Source organism: Vibrio sp. 10N.237.312.B06, from assembly GCF_041464685.1.
In the GTDB taxonomy this organism is placed as follows: domain Bacteria; phylum Pseudomonadota; class Gammaproteobacteria; order Enterobacterales; family Vibrionaceae; genus Vibrio; species Vibrio tasmaniensis_A.
Genome location: NZ_JBFSPI010000105.1, coordinates 1 through 16,586, shown reverse-complemented (window position 1 = coordinate 16,586; position 16,586 = coordinate 1). Strand labels below are relative to the sequence as shown.

The window sequence follows — 16,586 nt, the reverse complement described above, 5'->3', positions numbered from 1 at the left end:
AAGACTCGCTACACTGTGCGATCTAAACACCTTAAATGATAGGTGTTGGCTATTAGGCGGGTTTTTCCGTTTCAATCTGTAGGACCATACATGTGTCTTCGTAAGTCGAGCGCTACTGCATCATCAAGAAAGCGAATAGACCAAAACCTAAAATCAAGCGGTAAATAACAAACGGCGTCATACCCATACGAGAGATAAGCTTCAAGAAGAAGTGAATACAGATATAAGCACTAATGAAAGAAACCACGATTCCCGTTAGCAAAGTACCAACATGGATTGGATCACCACTGGTCACTAACTTCAGGCCCAAATAACCACCAGCCAGAGTGATGATTGGGATAGACATCAAGAAAGAGAATCGAGCCGCCGCTTCACGTGTGAAACCAAGGTAAAGTGCTGCGGTAATCGTTGCGCCAGAGCGAGACGTACCTGGGATGATCGCCATTGCTTGAGCAAGACCAATAAACAGCGCCTTTTTCCAACCCGCTTGGTATTCGTCATCACGCAGGCTTGAGTTCTTATCCACCCACCATAGCAACAGACCAAAGATAATGGTGGTCGTCGCTATCACCCATGCACTGCGCAAGTAAAGCTCAACAATATCTTTCATCAACAAACCAAAGATACACGCAGGAATCGTCGCGAGAATGATCATCCACGCTAACTTCGCTTCTTTACTGCGATCGCCTTTAAACACTGAACCAAAGAATGCGCTCAACAGAGAGACCACTTCTTTACGGAAATAGATAACCACGGCTGCCAAAGTACCAACGTGGACAGCCACATCAAAAGCCAAGCCTTGATCTTCCCAACCTAAAACAGCAGAAGGAAGGATTAAGTGTGCAGAACTGGAAATAGGTAAAAACTCAGTAAAGCCTTGCACCAACGCCAACATAAACGCTTCAAAATAACTCATTACTTACCTTAAAAATTATAGTGTTATATCTACGACAGAGAGCGTGTCTAATTGCTGCATCTTCTGCCATATTTCACTGACGTTTCTTCCATCTTGCGGGATCACTCTCGCAGGACAAAGATCATAAAGTGGTTGTGTTACAAAAGGATATTTATAGATATCACTGCGTGGTAATTCTGGATCGCTCTCTGATACCACCTCTCCAAACAGCACAATATCAAGATCGAGCTTTCGATCTTGAAGCTTATGGGCATCTTGAGGGCGACCCCATTTAAACTCAATTTCACGGAGCTGCTGTGAAAATTCAGTCAATGAGAGTGATGTGTCGATCTCAACCACAAAGTTATAAAACGAGTGGCTTTTAAACCCCACAGGCTCACAGTGATAGATCTTAGAGCATTTAAGGTTAGTTCCTAATGATTGAAGCTCTGTCCATGCCACCCTTGCATGCTTGTCGCGGTCTATGTTCGTGCCAACACCAACATAGGCTATTGTCATGCTTGACCTCTTTCGATGATCACACCCACGGCTTTTGCTTGTGGTACTGCGCCAGGCTTCGCTAGACGAATTTTAATCCAAGGCACTGAGAACTGAGTCATAATCAATTCAGCGACTTCTTCTGCCACACGCTCAACTAATAGGAATCGGCCATTCGCAATGTGGTCAAGTACGGCAGTGCTGACTGTCGAGTAATCCAAAGCATCGACAACATCATCACTCTTACCTGCTGGGCGATTGTCATGAGCCATTTCAATATCAAGCACAAGTTTTTGTTTAATCTCTTGTTCCCAATCGTAAACACCGATCGTTGTAATTACTTCTAGCTGTTCAATGAAAACTTTATCCAGTGCCATGACTTGTCCTTTTAGAGGTCGGATACCCATACCGGGGAAAAAAACGTATTATTTGCGTAATTCCAGATATGATATCAATTACTCTTAGATTGAGCATTATTTTCCCATCGTTAGGCTTATAACTGTTTAAGGAAAAACATGACCCCATTGGCACTCATCATGATTATTGCTGCCTATTTACTAGGTTCAATCTCTAGTGCGGTCTTGATATGCCGAGTCTTAAGACTTCCTGACCCAAGAACTGTGGGGTCCAATAACCCCGGAGCCACCAATGTGCTTCGCGTGGGTGGCAAAGGCGCCGCTGCGGCCGTCCTGCTTTGTGACATGCTTAAAGGCACCATTCCTGTTTGGCTTGGCTACTACCTCAAGATCGATCCCATCATTTTAGGTGTTGTGGCGATCGCAGCCTGCCTTGGTCATATGTATCCAATATTCTTCCACTTTAAAGGTGGTAAAGGCGTCGCAACCGCACTCGGAGCTATCGCCCCAATTGGATTCGATCTAACAGGCATGATCATGGCGACCTGGTTAGTTGTGGCATTTTTGTTTCGTTATTCTTCTTTAGCTGCACTGGTTACTGTGTTGCTCGCACCTTTCTACGCTTGGTTAGTCAAACCTCAATACACACTGCCTGTGGCCATGTTGTGTTGTTTGATCGTCCTACGTCACCATCAGAATATCCGCCGCCTACTCGATGGCAGCGAACCAAAACTCGGGCAAAAAAAATCGGCTTAAACTGTCATGTCTAAGCCGATCCATTTTTAAATTGAGATACGTTTAAACCAACGTAAATCTCTGTCGAGCAATACTATTCAATATCTAAAGCTTACAGCAGATGTTTATCTAAAAACGTCTTCAGCATTGTGTTCACAAACTCTGGTTGCTCTAGCGAACTAATATGACCAGCATCAGGAATCACCACTAACTCACTGCCCGTAATACAATCGTTCATTAGGTATGACTCAAGTGCCGGACGTGGTTTGTCTTCTTGCCCTACAGCGATCAAAACCGGCAGTGCAAAGCTCTCTACTGCTTCAATCATATCGCGACGTCCAAAGACCATTCGACCGACTCGAGCCACTTCTTCAGCGTTCTCACCCTTAAGAGCCGATAATTTCTGAGTAAAGCCTTCCACTAAAGTTGGCGTGTTTGTTTGAGCATCATTTGCAAAGAACAATGGAACAACCGCTTCAACAATCGGTTGAGGAACCATCTTGGTTTGAGTAATGGTGTCTAACATGCTGAAGTATTTAGCATGAGCAACTTCTGGTTCTAAACCAACAAAGGTATCCATTAGAACTAAAGATTTAATACGTGCAGGTGCAAGTTCCGCTAACTCGGTTCCCCACATACCGCCAACCGATAAACCTACTACGGAAAATTCTTCGATTTCTAAATGATCAAGTAGATCCAAAATGTGTTGAGCGTAATCTTTTAAGTTGCGCATCGAGCTCGGCGCGGCTTGTGATTCACCATGAGACCAAAGCTCTGGAACAATACAGCGATACTGAGTTTTTAATGCATCGATCTGCGGCTTCCACATTGCACTGTCCCAAAGGTAGCTGTGGCCTAATACAACAACAGGGCCTTGACCTTCATCTAGGTACGCCATCGATTGATTGTCTACTGTGAACTTGTTCATTTTCTTCCCTAATCTCTATCAGCAATTATTTATCGACATACAGTCGGTAAGCTAGGATATAAAAACGGCCGCACTCAGCGACCGTTTATCGAAATACTATGGTTTATTTGGCGATTGGTTATGATTAAACAATCGGCTCTAGCTGGTCAATTGGCCAACGCGGTGTGGCATGGACAGATAAATCAGCCGTTTCACCATTCTTCAGGCGCTGCATGCCCGCATAAGCGATCATCGCACCGTTATCTGTACAGAACTCAGTGCGTGGGTAGTACACCTCTCCACCGATTTTCTTGGCTAATGCTTCAAGCTCAACTCGTAGTTGTTTGTTGGCACTCACACCGCCAGCAATCACGATACGTTTCATACCCGTCTCTACCAACGCACGCTTACACTTGATTACCAAGGTCGCACAAACCGCTTCTTGGAACGCATAAGCGATGTCAGCACGAGTTTGGTCATCATTGTCATTAGCACGAATGGTATTTGCCGCGAACGTTTTCAAGCCCGAAAAGCTCATATCTAGACCCGGACGATCGGTCATTGGACGTGGGAACTTAAAACGACCTGGCGTGCCTTTTTCTGCGAGTCGAGATAACAGTGGACCACCTGGGTAATCTAAGCCCATTAGCTTCGCGGTTTTATCAAACGCTTCACCCGCCGCATCATCAATCGATTCACCAAGAATTCGGTATTCACCAATGCCTTTCACTTCTACCATCATAGTATGACCGCCAGAAACCAGCAGAGCAACAAATGGGAATGGTGGAGGATTATCTTCTAGCATTGGCGCAAGAAGGTGACCTTCCATATGGTGCACTGGCACAGCAGGCACGCCCCACGCATAGGCAATACTGCGACCAATCGTTGCGCCCACAAGCAATGCACCAACCAAACCAGGGCCAGCTGTGTAAGCCACGCCATCAATATCTTTCGACGTTAGGTTCGCTTCTGCCAATACCGCTTTAATCAGTGGAATGGTTTTTTTTACGTGGTCACGCGACGCTAGCTCAGGTACCACACCACCGTAATCGGCGTGCAGCTTTACTTGGCTGTATAACTGATGAGAAAGCAGCCCTTGCTCATCATCATAAATTGCGATTCCTGTTTCATCACAAGAGGTTTCAATACCAATAATGCGCATAATTTTCTCGGCACGCTTTCGTCTAAAATGGGAAATTAGCGCAATATTACCCTGCCTAAGCTCTTCAAACAAATATTGTACAGACTATAATCGACAAAGTGCTTTACAAAGCCACTGTGATCGGATTAAAATTCCGCACCATTTTTGATCAAGCTGGTTAATGGCCAAACGCGAATAGAGAGTTAGCTCGATGGGTAACTTCTCTGATTTGGTACTGAGTAACCAGCGATAATGAATAACCCCTGAGGTGAAAGGCATATGCCAATAGTTAAAGTACGTGAAAACGAACCGTTCGACGTTGCACTACGTCGTTTCAAGCGCTCTTGTGAAAAAGCAGGTATCCTTTCTGAAGTGCGTCGTCGTGAGCATTACGAAAAGCCAACTACAGTTCGCAAACGCGCTAAAGCAGCAGCTCAAAAGCGTCACGCTAAAAAGCTAGCTCGCGAAAACGCACGTCGCGTTCGTCTGTACTAATAACTTAATCCATAAGGACTGAGTTATGGCTCTTATTGAACAACTCAAAGAAGAGCAAAAATTAGCGATGAAAGCCAAGGACAAACCGCGCCTTGGCACTATCCGCTTAGCTCTTTCAGCAATTAAGCAACGTGAAGTTGACGAACGGATCACTCTGAACGACGACGACATTATTGCTATATTAGTTAAAATGGTTAAGCAACGTCGCGATTCTGTTGCTCAATATGAATCGGCAAATCGTCAAGATCTTGCTGACGTGGAAAAAGCAGAAATTACGGTACTTGAAGGCTTTATGCCTCAACCGCTAACTGAAGAAGAAGTTATTGCACTACTTGATAGCGCAATTGCAGAAGCTCAACCTGCGGGCATGCAAGACATGGGTAAAGTAATGGCTATCTTGAAACCACAAATTCAAGGGCGTGCAGATATGGGTAAAGTTAGTGGTTTAGTTCGTTCTAAACTCGCTTAATCCCAAATCAAATTGCAACAAGCCGTGCAATCCTTCGGAACGCACGGCTTGTTTGTATCTGTAACCTATTCAAACTATTATTATCCACACTCTCAGTTAGTGCACTTTTCTAAGGTTTTATGGCAGGACACATCCCGCGTAGTTTCATCGATGATCTCCTAGCGCGTCTCGACATTGTCGATATTGTGGACGCACGCGTGAAACTTAAGAAAAAAGGCAAAAACTATGGTGCTTGTTGCCCATTTCACAACGAAAAGACCCCTTCTTTCAGCGTAAGCCAAGAAAAACAGTTTTATCACTGCTTTGGTTGTGGCGTACACGGCAATGCTATCGACTTCATTATGGAGTTCGAACGTCTCGATTTTGTTGAAGCGATTGAAGAGCTGGCCTCATTTTTAGGACTTGATGTTCCTAGAGAACAGCGCAGCGGTGAAATATCCACGGCGCCAAGAGCCAACAGCGAACAAAAACGTAACCTCTACGATTTGATGGGCGGCATCAGTAATTTTTACCGCTCTCAGCTGAAAATCTCAGCTAACAAACCTGCGATTGATTACCTAAAAAATCGCGGTCTTTCTGGTGAAATCGTACAGAAATTTGGCATTGGCTACGTCGCTGATGAATGGGACTTGGTTCGTAAGAACTTTGGCCAACAAAAAGAAGCCCAAGACATGCTCGTGACTGGCGGCATGCTAATCGAGAACGATAAAGGTAACCGATACGACCGATTCCGTGGACGCGTAATGTTCCCGATTCGTGATCATCGTGGCCGTGTGATTGGTTTTGGTGGTCGTGTATTAGAAGACGGCACACCCAAATACCTCAACTCACCAGAAACGCCTATCTTCCATAAAGGTAAAGAGCTTTACGGCCTTTATGAAGTGCTGCAAGCCTACCGTGAACCGCCGCAAATACTTGTGGTTGAAGGTTACATGGATGTCGTGGCACTCGCGCAATATGGTGTCGATTACGCGGTTGGTACACTAGGTACGGCAAGCTCTAATGAGCACCTGCAAACCTTATTTAGACAAACTAGTACTGTAATTTGTTCATTTGATGGTGATAACGCAGGCAAGAAAGCTGCTCGCGGCGCAATGGAACATGCCTTAGAGTATTTGAATACTAATAAAACTCTAAAAGTAATGTTCTTACCTGACGGTGAAGATCCTGACTCTTTTGTTAGAACATATGGAAAAGAAAGGCTTGAGATAGAGATGAATAATGCTCTTTCCCTACCTGATTTCTTATTAAAGGACATACTTGAAAGAGTTGTAGATAACAGCAGTCGAGAAGGTAAAAGACATGTAGTTACTCTAGCTGCCCCTCTGCTAGATAAAACCAAAGATCCTTCCCTAAAAGCTTATCTATGGAACGAACTCGCATTAAGAGTAGGCTGGAGTAACGACCAGGTTGATAAATTTCTTTTGGAATTAAAGCGACAAGGGGCTTCTAGTAACAGAGAGCCCGTCAAACCTCAACCGCATAAAGAGCTGAAGCGCACTCCAATGCGTGAAGTTATCGCTTTGCTTATCCAAAATCCGAGCTATGCTGATATGGTACCGGATTTATCAAGTGTCAAAGGCTTACAGTTGCCTGGGCTAAGTTTATTCGTCGAAGTACTTGATAAATGCCATGCGCATCCCCATATCAACACAGGCCAATTATTAGAGCATTGGCGACACAATAAACATGAGGCGCTTCTGTCTCGTCTCGCGAGCTGGGAAATCCCCCTCGACGAAGACAATCAAGAAGACATATTTTTAGACTCATTGGACAATATCCTTGCCCAGTGCGTTGAAAAACAAATTGAAAACCTGCAGGCCAAAGCAAGAAGTGTCGGTTTATCAGCCGAAGAAAAAAGGGAGCTACTAGCTTTAATGCTAGATCTAAAAGCGTAACCCTGTTTGATTAGTCAGCATTTAATAAATTTGTTAACATAATTGGTTTGCATTTGAGAATGCAACGTCCTTCACCAGACCTGAAGTTGGATATCATCTATGGATCAAAATCCGCAGTCACAGCTAAAATTACTTGTTATTAAAGGCAAGGAACAAGGCTATCTGACCTACGCCGAAGTAAACGACCACCTACCTGCAGAAATCGTGGATTCTGAACAGGTAGAAGACATCATTCAAATGATCAATGACATGGGTATCAAGGTAGTAGAAACTGCACCTGACGCTGATGATCTAGCACTTAATGATGACGATGCCAATATAGATGAAGATGCAGCTGAAGCTGCTGCTGCTGCGCTTTCAAGCGTAGAAAGCGAGATTGGCCGTACAACTGACCCAGTTCGTATGTACATGCGTGAAATGGGTACAGTTGAACTACTGACTCGTGAAGGCGAAATCGACATTGCGAAGCGTATTGAAGATGGTATCAATACCGTTCAATTATCTGTCGCTGAGTACCCAGGCACGATTCCATACATCTTGGAACAGTTTGACCGCGTACTCGCTGAAGAGATTCGCTTAACAGATCTAATTAATGGCTTTGTTGACCCAGACGACGATGGCACAGCTGCGCCAACGGCGACTCACATCGGTTCAGAGCTCGCTAAAACTGCTCTAGAAGACGAAGACAAAGAAGAAGCAGAAGACGACGAGGAAGAAGAAGAGGAAGATACAGGTATTGATCCTGAGCTTGCTCTTGAGAAATTCACAGCGCTTCGCACTAGCTACCAAAACCGTCAACTAGCAATCAATGAATACGGCCACGAAAGCCCGAAAGCAACGCTTGCAACAACAATGATGCAAGACGTATTCAAAGAGTTCCGTCTGACGCCAAAACAGTTTGATTACCTAGTAAACGAACTGCGCACTTCAATGGATCGCGTACGTACTCAAGAACGCCTAATCATGCGTCAAACGGTTGAGTACGGCAAAATGCCGAAGAAATCTTTCATTGCTCTATTTACTGGCAATGAATCTAGCGAAGCATGGTTGGACGAAGTTCTTGCTTCAGACAAGCCATACGCAGAAAAGATCAAACGTAACGAACACGACATCCGTCGCTCTATCCAAAAGCTGGATATCATCGAACGTGAAACGTCTCTTACTGTTCAAAGCATCAAAGATATCAGCCGTCGTATGTCTATCGGTGAAGCGAAAGCTCGTCGTGCGAAGAAAGAGATGGTTGAAGCGAACTTACGTCTAGTAATCTCGATTGCTAAGAAGTACACAAACCGTGGTCTACAATTCCTGGATCTAATCCAAGAAGGTAACATCGGTCTGATGAAAGCGGTAGATAAGTTTGAATACCGTCGTGGTTACAAGTTCTCTACTTACGCTACGTGGTGGATCCGTCAAGCAATCACTCGTTCGATTGCCGACCAAGCTCGTACTATCCGTATTCCGGTTCACATGATCGAAACGATCAACAAACTAAACCGTATCTCTCGTCAAATGCTACAAGAGATGGGTCGTGAACCGCTTCCGGAAGAGTTGGCTGAGCGCATGCAAATGCCTGAAGACAAGATCCGTAAAGTACTGAAAATTGCTAAAGAGCCTATCTCAATGGAGACACCAATCGGTGACGACGAAGATTCGCACCTAGGTGATTTCATCGAGGATACAACGCTAGAACTGCCTTTAGACTCTGCAACGGCAACAAGCCTGCGCGGTGCAACTAAAGACGTTCTTGCAGGCCTAACTCCTCGTGAAGCGAAAGTACTGCGTATGCGTTTCGGTATCGACATGAACACTGACCACACTCTTGAAGAGGTTGGTAAACAGTTCGACGTAACTCGTGAACGTATCCGTCAGATCGAAGCTAAAGCACTGCGTAAACTTCGTCACCCAAGCCGCTCAGAAACTCTGCGTAGCTTCCTAGACGAGTAATTACACGCTTTAGTGTGGTTAGCTTTTAAGCATAAAATAAAAAAGGTGAGCGTTGGCTCACCTTTTTTGTGCCTACGTGATTTAAGTGGCTAAGATGTAAGCGGAATTGCCCCTCATAGTGTCTAGACACCATTGATTGGTTCCCCTATAATCTATGCCCTACGGCCCCTTAGCTCAGTGGTTAGAGCGCACGACTCATAATCGTTCGGTCCCCAGTTCAAATCTGGGAGGGGCCACCAAATTCCGATAAGGCTCATGAAGAAATTCATGGGCCTTTATCTTTTCTAGTCCTTTCCATATCCGGTCTTCGATTACTTCCTGTAAGCAAGATTCCATTAGCGCCACTAAAACACTCCACCTAATCACCACAGAACCCGTAAATCTATCTCAGGCTGATATCAACCATCAGTAACCTCTCTTATCTGTACAGCAAGATTCTTCGCTAAATACATACCACTCAACACCAGAATAGAACCCCAGAAAAACTTCCCGACTAAACCAACAAAAATATAACCAACATTCCGTTCCATTCCATTAGATTCAGTAATTTATATAGATATAGATGAGATACCTAAATGGAGTTCTAGCTGAGATCAGTCAGGAGACTCAGCACCGAAGATTAGAACCAGATGACTGTTGAACAATGATGACCAATTACCCTCAGTGGTAATTGGTCTGATATCTCTTAAGTGATTGAGGTTAGTCGTCAGCAGCAGTGAACCACAGAGCTAGAAACGAAGGCTAATCACTGGACTGGTATTCATACTGAAATCGGTAATCTCAACGCTAGGAGTGGTTCTAGGGCGAATCCCGTATGAGTTAGGGCGAGAAGTTGGGGCAGTGGAATCAGATGGAAATCTAGCAGGATAATGTCGCCGACGGGGTTGATGGGGATGTCAGGGATGTCGGAGTTGGAAGGGTTAACAGGGTTACTAGGGTTGGTTCTGAAATAACTAATGAATCCGTTCGGTAATTTCCCTAACTTTATCAACCCTAGAATTGAATCGAAAGACCGGACTAGGACCGGACCGACGACGCCGTCAACAAAACCTAGGAAAAGTAATTACTGAAGAAGTTAGGTAGAACAAGGGCTAGAGAGAGATTATAGGGCCAGTCTAGAGAGACCGACCCAGCGACTTAGGATTTTAGGCGTTGGGAGTGATGTGGGGATCAGTTCGAGGCTGTTACATATCCGTATTTTTGGGTTCATTCCTGCCAATGTTACACGACCATCTGAGCTTCTGAGACATATCTGGCGTAGAGTAATTCATAACAATACGACCTGTTTTTTTATTTAGTTTAGCTAATCCGATGTAATCTTTAATAAATAAGGTCTTTGAGTTATTAGAAATATCTGTACCATCATTAGAGCCATAACTAGAAATGACCCACCCACCAATTTCAATTGAGTAGTAGTAATCTTCTTTAATTCTCAACCAGCCATCTTTGATATCTCCCACAGCCAAATCTCTTAATTTTGGAGTAAGTGATGTTAGTTCGCAGAATAGATGCCTTTTTTCATCATATTTAACGGTGTCGGCGGCATTTCCACTCGATGAAATCACCATCAAAATCAAAAGAATTTTTTTCATTAACCTTCCTGCATTGATTTTCTTGAAATCAGGTTTATATAATAAATTGCTTGCGCAAGTATAAGATAAATAAAATTAACATCAAATGGTAATCTCATTATAAAATCAACGCAGTTCTAAAACTTAAAAAAGGTGAAGTCGGGATTATAAAATGCCATCAAATTTAATAATCAGGAAAATTTTCCACGTCATTTTTCTGTCAATGCTGAGTCACAAATCATTTGCTGAACCACTTAACTACAAGGAAAAAGAATCAGCCTTTATTGCGGCAGGGTATCTCTTAAATCAAAATTTTTGGCGCAATGATTGTGACGATACGAGCGTTACTTCCGCTGGAGAAATCGACATGGTACTAGATTTAAACCATGATAAAAAACCAGAAGTCCTGATAATGCAATCTAGCTCGTATTGCTATGGCAATGTAGGGTACCATTATACCCTCCTCAGCAAGTTGCCCAATATGAAATGGAAAGTCATAGCTAAAGGGGTTGGCATACCCAAATTTATTGCACATGAGGAATTTAGTTCTTGGCCTGAGATAGAGGTAGGTGGTCCCAGTTTTTGTTTCCCTATTTTGCAATGGAGCGGTAAGGACTATGTGTTTGATCGATACCAATACGATTATAAACCATGTTCTTTAAACAAATAGATCCCCCGTTCAATGGAAATCGAAATATTAGCTAAATAAAACACATATTAACTCTATGTTATCAATAATATGGAGTTAGTCATGCTAAAAATAACCAACCTTCAACAAGCCACAACCCTACCAACCACTACAACCCTGCAAGACCAAGTCAAAGCCATACTCACTGAACCATTCCACGATGAAACAGAAACCCAACAGGCGTGGGATGAACTGCAATGTGAACTCTGGTTCCTCACATCAATTAATGAGCTATACGCTGTCGTCGTCGACGATATCGAACTGCTGAAACGAGCCCTAGCCTATACCGAATTCGAAGATGCTCTAGATTACGGAGCTTCTATATCCCTAAGCATTGTCGAGGACAGTGGTAAGGGTATCTACCTACTGATGCCTAAGACACTCCGTACTGAATTGCATCAGCATTTCTCAATCTCTGATGAGTAAGGGGGACTGATGCAATCACGTAAGTTCAAATTCAATAAGCGCCAACTCGATTCATTACCGCCGACGCCGTCGACAAGTCGAAGTAAAGAAACTGAGTATACGGATGAGCTCTGTAGCGGCCTGAAAATTATAATCAACAGACAAGGGAGACGCAGGTTCCTATTCAGGTACACCTATTTTGGTAAGAAAAAATCTCTCCAATTAGGTGAATACCCTGCGCTAGATATCAACACTGCTAGGCAGATAGCTAATGATCACAAGCGAGAGATAGCACTGGGAAATGATCCCAAGGCAATGAGGGATGAAAAATCCAATGTACTAAGTTTTCAAGAATTTGCGGAAGAACACTACTTACCCTACGCTCGTATGAACAAGCTCACTGCTAAGAATGATGTCGGTAACTTAAAGCTTCATTTCTACCCGAAATGGGGCAAGAAAAGCATCACCGATATCAATCAACAAGATATTCAAAAGCTACTCGATGGGGTCTTAGAAACAAGGAAGCCTTCCACGGTAAATAGATTGCGTTCCCTAGTCCTTAGGATCTTTAGATTATCAATAGAATGGGGATTTGTGGATAAGAATCCGGGACAGTACATAAGGAAGCTCAAGGAGAACAATCTAAGAAACAGATTCCTGAACCGCAAAGAAGTTTCATCTTTCATCAAGGCATGCAACGAGGAGCCCAATCGCACCCAAGGAAATGCCTTAAAATTTGCCCTGCTTACCGGAATGAGAATTGGTGAAATAACCAGCTCTAAATGGGACTGTCTTACCGTCGACGACGACGGCAATTGGAGCCTATTCCTACCGCACACAAAGTCGGGGTTATCAAGGACGGTCTTACTCAATAATTTAGCTAAGGAGGTAATACATGACCAGCGACGATTTCAGATACGTAAGAACCCCTATATCTTTGCCGGAGACGCACCCGGTAGACCTATCGCACATCCAAAGAAGGCATTCGCTAGAATCAAGAAAGCAGCAGGCATCTACGATGATTTCCGCATTCATGACCTCAGGCATTCATTCGCCTCGATCCTTATAAACAGTGGTAACGCCACGCTCTATGATGTTCAGCATCTACTTGGGCATCAAAGCCCCCAAACTTCGACTCGTTATGCTCATTTGGCTAGTTCTAGGTTGAGGGAGGTAAGTGCTAATGTGTCAGAGTTGGTAGGGGATGTGAGTAGTTAGGGAAATCAGAAACAGCCAGTAGAACTACTGGCTGGCATTTCGCTTACAGATCCTTACATCAATGAGACGGTGATCTAGCGGCACAACTTATCAATTGAATTAATTATGTTTCTCAAGTTTAATATAAATTAGAATTATGAGTTTAGTTGGGTAAGGATGAAAAGATGTATAAATTCACTTTGCAAACAGTAAAGTTTAAGCAATCTTTACTGGCAAGTACTTGTCTTTTAGTTAGTTCATTGGCTTGCGGACAAGAAACTAGTCCTGTTTTTGATAATTTTTTTGAGGTCAGCAAAGGAATAGGGAAACAGATAGAAAAAAGTATTAGTAACAGCGATAGGATTTCTCTCTTTCTTCATGAGGTTGTCCTATCTGAAGAGCTAACGAAGCAACCTAGAGTTGTTGAAATAGAGGTTACTTTTAATGACAGAAAAGGTGGCTCAAGTGTTTACTCAACTGTAAGTAGGAGCCTACTTAAACCAGAAAAACAAAAGACATCCATAAATAGCAACTATAGTATTATAGTGAGCTCCGAGCCCCTATTAGATATAAAAAATATTGAGGTTTCATTTAACTTAAGGCCAATTGATGAAGCTAATGAACAACTGTTCGATACATTATCGGGCCTACTGCAAATTGCCACTCCTGATAACCCAGCAATAGATATTTTGAGAGAGGTTATTCCCAGACCTAAGGGGCAAGTAGAATTACCTAAGCTAACCTCTAAATTTATTGTCCCTAGTAACTTTAGCCATGCCCAAGAGCTGAAGAACAAAGGCTATGCTATTTTTGAACCAGACATTCCTATGAGCGTCGCATTCTCCATCGATGAAGCAACTATGTCTTCGAATCTGCTTAAGAATGCTATCAACTTAGTAATAGGTGAAAAAATATATAAAGACACTCGAAACATTTCAGGGTATGTAAAAGTAATTCCAACTAAAGTTGAACGTAACAAGATCGAGCCTAGACTACTAGGAAAGATGAATGCTTCTTTTAAGTATCTAATTTCAAGTGAGAAAGAAAAATTCACCTTAGCAAGAAAGTTATATAATGATGCTTTAGCAATGGTGAATTCATATTATCCCAGCACTGACACTCGGTTGACGTCCGAGAGAGATGCATGTTTGGCTTACTTATATCTACTCAATATCTACATTGAGTATGAGAATGGAAGAGCTGATGAATTAGCTCCTCGTTTCGCAAACTGGGTGGCAACTCATCAAGACCCGTTTTTGTTTAGTGGTATTGATACCTATTATGTAAGTGACTTCTATGGTAATAAAGACGCAGTACTGCTTTTTCCTAAGTTACTAGATAATAATGCCTTATCGCAACTATTGCATATGCAAAAAAGATTTCACAACAGTATGAAATCTTTAAAAGGTACACCTAATTACCTAAGTTTAGTAGATAGTGTCTCCCACGAAACGAGCAGTGGTAGTTTAGCGAACAGAAATTAGACGTCCCCCTCTACTCACTGATACCATCCCCCCCACTAACCATCCTAAAATCCTAAGTCGCTGGGTCGGTCTCTCTAGACTGACCCTGTAATCTCTCTCTAGCCTTTGTTCTACCTGATTTCTTCAGTAATTACTTTCCCTAGGTTTCGTTGACGGCGGCGTCGGTCCGGTCCTAGTCCGGTCTTTCACCCTGATTTTAGGTCTATTGCCGTCGTCGTCGACGGGATTCACACTCTAGATTTCCATCTGATTACACCAACCCATTCGACTAACCCAACTTCTCACCCTAACGCATACGAGATTCACCCTAGAACCACTCCTAGCGTTGAGATTACCGATTTCAGTATGAATACCAGTCCAGTGATTAGCATTCGTTTCTAGCTCTGAGGCTCACTGCTGCTGACTACTAACCTAAATCACTTAAGAGGTATCAGACCGATTACCACTGAGGGTAATCGGTCATCATTGTTCAACAGTCATCTGTTTCTAATCTTCGGTGCTGAGTCTCCTGACTGATCTCAGCTAGAACTCCATTTAGGTATCTCATCTATATCTATATAAATTACTGAACCTAATGGAACGGAATGTTGGTTATATTTTTGTTGGCTTAGTCGGGAAATTTTTCTGGGGGTCTACTCTGGTGTTGAGTGGTATGTATTTAGCGAAGAATCGTGTTGTACAGATGAGAGAGCTTACTGATGGTCGATATCAGCCTGAGATAGATTTACGGGTTCTGTGGTGATTAGGTGGAGTGTTTCACTGGCGCTAATGGAATCGTGCTTACAGGAAGTAATCGAAGACCGGATATGGAAAGGACTAGAAAAGATAAAGGCCCATGAATTTCTTCATGAGCCTTATCGGAATTTGGTGGCCCCTCCCAGATTTGAACTGGGGACCGAACGATTATGAGCCAAGCTTCAGCACTGTAATCAACATAGTAACCCCGCCCCGAATCACTTCGAAATCCACCAGCAAAATCACATCACCTGATTACCCGCATGAGTTTACTGACGTCGACGACGGGGTTGATGAGGATGATGGGGGGAATTTAGTACGACGACGCCGTCGAGGTTATGAAGTCATAACAATCATAAGTATGGTTCAATCATATCTTTATTCTTTAATTTGAATTTAAAAAACAAATCACTCTCATCATGATTGCTGACATCAATATTCCATAATTTAGTAAGTATCCATACTAATGCTGCACTCTCTGTAAGGTATAGCTCATTGTCTGTTGGTAACATCCCAAAATCACGGCGAATAGAGGCTTTTTGAGCTTCGTTCAGTTCATGATGAAGTTCCAAAAACAAAGGTAATGGTGTATTCCACAAGGTATCTTCCGCAAGCTTTTCATGTTGAGCTGCGTCACCATTATTTAGTTCAACTACTTTAACTTCAGTTGCTCTAGCAAAATTAAAGTTCTTAAACTTATGCGCTCCACTCTCACTTCGATCATATGCTCTAAAAATCCAGTTCTTACCATCATAAAGAATAGCTACTGGAGCTAATTCTCTAGCACAATGTTTAATACTACTTCCTGAGATGTAACAGCACTCAATAGCTTTTTCACTTGAAATCGCTCTAGTAATTTTAGATACCTCATTTACATCTAACTGATTTTTTACAACACCAATTTTTCTGTAAGATATCAAAGGTCTATCTGCTATCTTATTCTTATTAAAACCATGCGCTAACATCCCTAATGCCTGCTCAGCTTCAATAGGAAGTAATGGGACATACTTCTCAAGGTTAATCACATTTATCTTATTTGATCTGTCGTGAATAATATTTTCTTTTCGATTGATCTGCTCCAGTCAGACTGGACACTTAGCTAAGCGACATTTCGCTTTTCAAAGTTCATTGGGCTTAGGTACCCAAGAGCACTGTGCCTTCTCGTTCG

At 42.9% G+C, this 16,586-nt stretch carries 16 protein-coding genes and 1 tRNA gene; 10 read left to right on the top strand and 7 right to left on the bottom strand.

What is annotated here, in order from left to right; all coding sequences use genetic code 11:
* Window positions 1–112 precede the first annotated feature (112 nt).
* The 3 genes from AB6C75_RS20660 to folB are packed head-to-tail and all read right to left on the bottom strand — an operon-like array spanning window position 113 to window position 1,770.
* Window positions 113–916, bottom strand: a complete 804-nt coding sequence (locus AB6C75_RS20660; protein WP_004735967.1) for an undecaprenyl-diphosphate phosphatase — start codon at window positions 914–916, stop codon at window positions 113–115.
* Between the two features lie 15 nt (window positions 917–931).
* Entirely contained in the window at window positions 932–1,414 is a 483-nt protein-coding gene (gene folK / locus AB6C75_RS20655) for a 2-amino-4-hydroxy-6-hydroxymethyldihydropteridine diphosphokinase (RefSeq protein WP_065680179.1), read from the bottom strand.
* Window positions 1,411–1,770 (bottom strand): dihydroneopterin aldolase, encoded by a 360-nt coding sequence (folB, locus tag AB6C75_RS20650; RefSeq protein WP_004735969.1) that lies wholly within the window; start codon window positions 1,768–1,770, stop codon window positions 1,411–1,413. The genes folK and folB overlap by 4 nt, the downstream gene beginning before the upstream one ends.
* A 138-nt stretch (window positions 1,771–1,908) precedes the next feature.
* Here folB and plsY point away from each other — a divergent pair, with 138 nt between their 5' ends.
* Window positions 1,909–2,505, top strand: a complete 597-nt coding sequence (plsY, locus tag AB6C75_RS20645; RefSeq protein WP_009847793.1) for a glycerol-3-phosphate 1-O-acyltransferase PlsY — start codon at window positions 1,909–1,911, stop codon at window positions 2,503–2,505.
* A 91-nt stretch (window positions 2,506–2,596) separates the two neighbouring features.
* On the opposite strand, the gene AB6C75_RS20640 is transcribed toward plsY, so the two are convergent.
* Together AB6C75_RS20640 and tsaD are read right to left on the bottom strand one after the other, a co-directional pair.
* Window positions 2,597–3,412 carry an alpha/beta fold hydrolase gene (locus AB6C75_RS20640; RefSeq protein ID WP_372109007.1) on the bottom strand — a complete coding sequence of 272 codons (816 nt, stop codon included), beginning with the start codon at window positions 3,410–3,412 and terminating at the stop codon, window positions 2,597–2,599.
* A 124-nt stretch (window positions 3,413–3,536) separates the two neighbouring features.
* Window positions 3,537–4,553, bottom strand: coding sequence for a tRNA (adenosine(37)-N6)-threonylcarbamoyltransferase complex transferase subunit TsaD (gene tsaD, locus AB6C75_RS20635; protein ID WP_372109005.1), 1,017 nt, complete (start codon window positions 4,551–4,553; stop codon window positions 3,537–3,539).
* Between the two features lie 258 nt (window positions 4,554–4,811).
* Here tsaD and rpsU point away from each other — a divergent pair, with 258 nt between their 5' ends.
* From rpsU to AB6C75_RS20610, 5 genes are all read left to right on the top strand, one after another.
* Window positions 4,812–5,027, top strand: coding sequence for a 30S ribosomal protein S21 (gene rpsU / locus AB6C75_RS20630; RefSeq protein WP_004396009.1), 216 nt, complete (start codon window positions 4,812–4,814; stop codon window positions 5,025–5,027).
* A gap of 25 nt (window positions 5,028–5,052) precedes the next feature.
* The gene (locus tag AB6C75_RS20625; protein ID WP_009847797.1) at window positions 5,053–5,496 is read left to right on the top strand and encodes a GatB/YqeY domain-containing protein; all 444 of its coding nucleotides are present in this window, start codon (window positions 5,053–5,055) and stop codon (window positions 5,494–5,496) included.
* Between the two features lie 119 nt (window positions 5,497–5,615).
* Window positions 5,616–7,394 carry a DNA primase gene (dnaG, locus tag AB6C75_RS20620; RefSeq protein ID WP_372109003.1) on the top strand — a complete coding sequence of 593 codons (1,779 nt, stop codon included), beginning with the start codon at window positions 5,616–5,618 and terminating at the stop codon, window positions 7,392–7,394.
* Between the two features lie 99 nt (window positions 7,395–7,493).
* Window positions 7,494–9,338, top strand: coding sequence for an RNA polymerase sigma factor RpoD (gene rpoD, locus AB6C75_RS20615; protein ID WP_372109001.1), 1,845 nt, complete (start codon window positions 7,494–7,496; stop codon window positions 9,336–9,338).
* A 163-nt stretch (window positions 9,339–9,501) separates the two neighbouring features.
* Window positions 9,502–9,577: transfer RNA gene (locus tag AB6C75_RS20610), tRNA-Ile, on the top strand.
* Window positions 9,578–10,522: 945 nt separating this feature from the next.
* On the opposite strand, the gene AB6C75_RS20605 is transcribed toward AB6C75_RS20610, so the two are convergent.
* Window positions 10,523–10,930, bottom strand: coding sequence for a hypothetical protein (locus AB6C75_RS20605; protein ID WP_265132840.1), 408 nt, complete (start codon window positions 10,928–10,930; stop codon window positions 10,523–10,525).
* A gap of 151 nt (window positions 10,931–11,081) precedes the next feature.
* On the opposite strand from AB6C75_RS20605, the gene AB6C75_RS20600 reads away from it, so the two are divergent.
* The 4 genes from AB6C75_RS20600 (at window position 11,082) to AB6C75_RS20585 (ending at window position 14,683) form a co-directional block, all read left to right on the top strand.
* Window positions 11,082–11,579, top strand: coding sequence for a hypothetical protein (locus AB6C75_RS20600; RefSeq protein ID WP_265132839.1), 498 nt, complete (start codon window positions 11,082–11,084; stop codon window positions 11,577–11,579).
* 81 nt (window positions 11,580–11,660) lie between these two features.
* Window positions 11,661–12,023, top strand: a complete 363-nt coding sequence (locus tag AB6C75_RS20595) for a hypothetical protein (protein ID WP_372108999.1) — start codon at window positions 11,661–11,663, stop codon at window positions 12,021–12,023.
* 9 nt (window positions 12,024–12,032) lie between these two features.
* Window positions 12,033–13,220, top strand: a complete 1,188-nt coding sequence (locus AB6C75_RS20590; RefSeq protein WP_372108997.1) for a tyrosine-type recombinase/integrase — start codon at window positions 12,033–12,035, stop codon at window positions 13,218–13,220.
* Between the two features lie 164 nt (window positions 13,221–13,384).
* Window positions 13,385–14,683, top strand: coding sequence for a hypothetical protein (locus tag AB6C75_RS20585; RefSeq protein WP_372108996.1), 1,299 nt, complete (start codon window positions 13,385–13,387; stop codon window positions 14,681–14,683).
* Between the two features lie 1,088 nt (window positions 14,684–15,771).
* On the opposite strand, the gene AB6C75_RS20580 is transcribed toward AB6C75_RS20585, so the two are convergent.
* The gene (locus tag AB6C75_RS20580) at window positions 15,772–16,443 is read right to left on the bottom strand and encodes a WYL domain-containing protein (protein ID WP_372108994.1); all 672 of its coding nucleotides are present in this window, start codon (window positions 16,441–16,443) and stop codon (window positions 15,772–15,774) included.
* Between the last annotated feature and the right edge of the window lie 143 nt (window positions 16,444–16,586).

Excerpts from the sequence above, each read along its gene's own strand:
- AB6C75_RS20585 (WP_372108996.1), top strand. The coding sequence starts at position 13,385 with ATGTATAAATTCACTTTGCAAACAGTAAAGTTTAAGCAATCTTTACTG.
- dnaG (WP_372109003.1), top strand. The coding sequence starts at position 5,616 with ATGGCAGGACACATCCCGCGTAGTTTCATCGATGATCTCCTAGCGCGT.
- AB6C75_RS20600 (WP_265132839.1), top strand. The coding sequence starts at position 11,082 with ATGCCATCAAATTTAATAATCAGGAAAATTTTCCACGTCATTTTTCTG.
- AB6C75_RS20595 (WP_372108999.1), top strand. The coding sequence starts at position 11,661 with ATGCTAAAAATAACCAACCTTCAACAAGCCACAACCCTACCAACCACT.
- tsaD (WP_372109005.1), bottom strand. The coding sequence starts at position 4,553 with ATGCGCATTATTGGTATTGAAACCTCTTGTGATGAAACAGGAATCGCA.
- plsY (WP_009847793.1), top strand. The coding sequence starts at position 1,909 with ATGACCCCATTGGCACTCATCATGATTATTGCTGCCTATTTACTAGGT.
- AB6C75_RS20625 (WP_009847797.1), top strand. The coding sequence starts at position 5,053 with ATGGCTCTTATTGAACAACTCAAAGAAGAGCAAAAATTAGCGATGAAA.
- folB (WP_004735969.1), bottom strand. The coding sequence starts at position 1,770 with ATGGCACTGGATAAAGTTTTCATTGAACAGCTAGAAGTAATTACAACG.
- rpoD (WP_372109001.1), top strand. The coding sequence starts at position 7,494 with ATGGATCAAAATCCGCAGTCACAGCTAAAATTACTTGTTATTAAAGGC.
- folK (WP_065680179.1), bottom strand. The coding sequence starts at position 1,414 with ATGACAATAGCCTATGTTGGTGTTGGCACGAACATAGACCGCGACAAG.
- rpsU (WP_004396009.1), top strand. The coding sequence starts at position 4,812 with ATGCCAATAGTTAAAGTACGTGAAAACGAACCGTTCGACGTTGCACTA.
- AB6C75_RS20640 (WP_372109007.1), bottom strand. The coding sequence starts at position 3,412 with ATGAACAAGTTCACAGTAGACAATCAATCGATGGCGTACCTAGATGAA.
- AB6C75_RS20605 (WP_265132840.1), bottom strand. The coding sequence starts at position 10,930 with ATGAAAAAAATTCTTTTGATTTTGATGGTGATTTCATCGAGTGGAAAT.
- AB6C75_RS20590 (WP_372108997.1), top strand. The coding sequence starts at position 12,033 with ATGCAATCACGTAAGTTCAAATTCAATAAGCGCCAACTCGATTCATTA.
- AB6C75_RS20660 (WP_004735967.1), bottom strand. The coding sequence starts at position 916 with ATGAGTTATTTTGAAGCGTTTATGTTGGCGTTGGTGCAAGGCTTTACT.